The 1,994-nt window shown below is 61.4% G+C and carries 4 protein-coding genes; 2 read left to right on the top strand and 2 right to left on the bottom strand.

All coding sequences use genetic code 11. The features are described 5' to 3' along the window. Positions 1-170: 170 nt before the first annotated feature. The gene (locus IL54_RS17525; protein ID WP_193378879.1) at positions 171-698 is read right to left on the bottom strand and encodes a hypothetical protein; all 528 of its coding nucleotides are present in this window, start codon (positions 696-698) and stop codon (positions 171-173) included. 118 nt (positions 699-816) lie between these two features. Here IL54_RS17525 and IL54_RS17520 point away from each other — a divergent pair, with 118 nt between their 5' ends. Both IL54_RS17520 and IL54_RS17515 read left to right on the top strand, forming a co-directional pair. Continuing rightward, positions 817-1,068, top strand: coding sequence for a type II toxin-antitoxin system prevent-host-death family antitoxin (locus IL54_RS17520; RefSeq protein ID WP_037477337.1), 252 nt, complete (start codon positions 817-819; stop codon positions 1,066-1,068). Then, complete coding sequence (locus IL54_RS17515) at positions 1,068-1,493, top strand: type II toxin-antitoxin system VapC family toxin (protein ID WP_037477335.1); 426 nt, start codon at positions 1,068-1,070, stop codon at positions 1,491-1,493. The genes IL54_RS17520 and IL54_RS17515 overlap by 1 nt, the downstream gene beginning before the upstream one ends. A gap of 45 nt (positions 1,494-1,538) precedes the next feature. Here the strand turns inward: IL54_RS17515 and IL54_RS23250 are convergent. After that, positions 1,539-1,994 (bottom strand): GSCFA domain-containing protein (locus IL54_RS23250; protein ID WP_193378878.1); only part of this gene is annotated, 456 nt, incomplete at its 5' end.

The following is a 1,994-nucleotide window of genomic DNA, read 5'->3' as shown; positions in this document are numbered from 1 at the left end:
GGCATGGCTTCGGCCATGGTAGCGAGCGTGGCTTGCGCGCGGGCGTCGGGCGTGTCGGTCGCGGCGCGGGCGGGGAGGGCCGACAGAGCGAGGACGGAGGAACCGGCGACAAGGAAATCGCGGCGCGTGGCGGTCATGCTATGAGGCTCCGACAAGGGGATGGTCAGCGCTTAACTTCGCATATTTCCCGCAGATTTCGACATTTTATTTCGTCGGCCTGTTCGATTGTGACAAGGGGCGGCTGTGGCGGGGGAAGGCGCTTGCGCGGTCGCGCGGGCGGCGATGCGGGCATTATGCGGCATCATGGCGCGGCTGCCATCGGTGCAGGCGGACAGGGCGCGCAGCGCGGCGAGCATGACCCGGCGGTCGGGCTTGCTATAATGGCCCACGACGCGGCCGCCGCGCACCAGCGGTTGCCGCCGGTCGCCCCGGATCAGCGCCACGGCGCGCCCCATCTGGTCGTCCAGCCCCATCTCGATCGCCCAGTCCCAGGCGGCGGCGAAACTTTCCGCCCCCGGCCGCGCCCGCAACAAATAGGCCGAGCGCGGCGAACAGCCAACGCTCCGCGCCGCCTGCGCCACGACGCCGCATCGGGACAGGGCATCGATGAAGGCATGTTGGGCATCGGGCGTCCACCCGCGCGCGCGGCGTTGCAACTGGACGGGGGTGAAGTGGAGCAGGTCAGGCGTGTTTGGCATGACGGGGAGCATGGCATGGGTTGGGGGATGTAGGACAGGGGGAAGTGGGGCAGTGGCGGCCTTGACCATGACGGCCCATATCGAGTATGTCTGTATGTAACGACATGAGGCTGAGCCAATGACCGCGACCTTCACCAGCCGGGAGTTCAACCGCGACCCCGGCAGCATCAAACGGGCGGCGCAGTCCGGCCCTGTGTTCATTACCGACCGCAACAAACCCTCGCTCGTCGTGCTGGCGATCCGCGATTATGAGCGGCTGGCCGGGCATGGTGCGTCGCTGTTCGACGTGCTGATGCCCGATGATGCGCAGGATTTCGATTTCGATCCGCCCAAGGCGCAGATCGCAGCGCGCGCCGCCGAGCTGGATTGATGTTCCTGATCGATACCAACGTCATTTCCGAAAGCCGCAAGATCCGGTCGGGACGGGCCGCGCCAAATGTGGTGGAATGGCTCAAGGCGACCGACCCCAGCACGACGTTTATTTCGGCAATGACGCTATTCGAACTGGAACTGGGCGTTGTGCGCGTCGAGCGCCGGGATGCGGCGCAGGGGGCGACCCTGCGCCGCTGGCTTGATCAGGTCGTGACGCCCGGCTTTGCGGGGCGCGTGCTGGCGATGGACGGCGCGGTAGCCGTTGCTTGCGCCGGGCTGCATGTCCCCGATCCGGTGAGCGAACGCGACGGCTGGATCGCGGCGACGGCGCTGGTGCACGGGTTGACGGTGGTGACGCGCAATGTCGGGGATTTTGTGGCGACGGGGGTGGGGTTGGTTGATCCTTGGGTGGAATTAGAGTGAGGGTAGGGACGCCAGGCACTTAGCATAAGCGCCTGAGTGCAGCGTCTAGCCAATATAATGCTGAACAAAGGTCTGCATGATACGGGAAACCATTTCGCGCCTGACATGACGATGGTCCGGCAACCAAGCGTCAGTCGGGTTGGACAACGTAACCATTTCATATGATGGAAAATAATCTATATTCTCATCTTCGTCCGCCAGCTTTTGCGCAACGGTCCTAAGCGTCGATTTGGATAGTGTATTGGCCTGCGCGATGTCTTGACCAGAAAAGGAAACATTTAAGGGCACTGGACTAACTGTAACGATGATTTTTAGGTTTGGATTGAAATGCGTCCGCAAATAATCAATTAGATATTTAGCAGCTTCCAGATTTTCGGCATAATCAGTGATGCGACACTCGAACCGACTAAGATTGCCTGCGAGGACTTCGCTTGGTGTAAAATTAAGATAGGTGTTGGTTTTCAGATCATACCAAGTTTCGATCAAGCCTAGCGTGACGAT

Source organism: Sphingobium sp. ba1, from assembly GCF_000743655.1.
GTDB lineage: Bacteria > Pseudomonadota > Alphaproteobacteria > Sphingomonadales > Sphingomonadaceae > Sphingobium.
The sequence above is the reverse complement of the archived record's forward strand: the minus strand, read 5'-3'. Positions and strand labels throughout refer to the sequence as shown.

Excerpts from the sequence above, each read along its gene's own strand:
- IL54_RS17525 (WP_193378879.1), bottom strand. The coding sequence starts at position 698 with ATGCCAAACACGCCTGACCTGCTCCACTTCACCCCCGTCCAGTTGCAA.
- IL54_RS17520 (WP_037477337.1), top strand. The coding sequence starts at position 817 with ATGACCGCGACCTTCACCAGCCGGGAGTTCAACCGCGACCCCGGCAGC.
- IL54_RS17515 (WP_037477335.1), top strand. The coding sequence starts at position 1,068 with ATGTTCCTGATCGATACCAACGTCATTTCCGAAAGCCGCAAGATCCGG.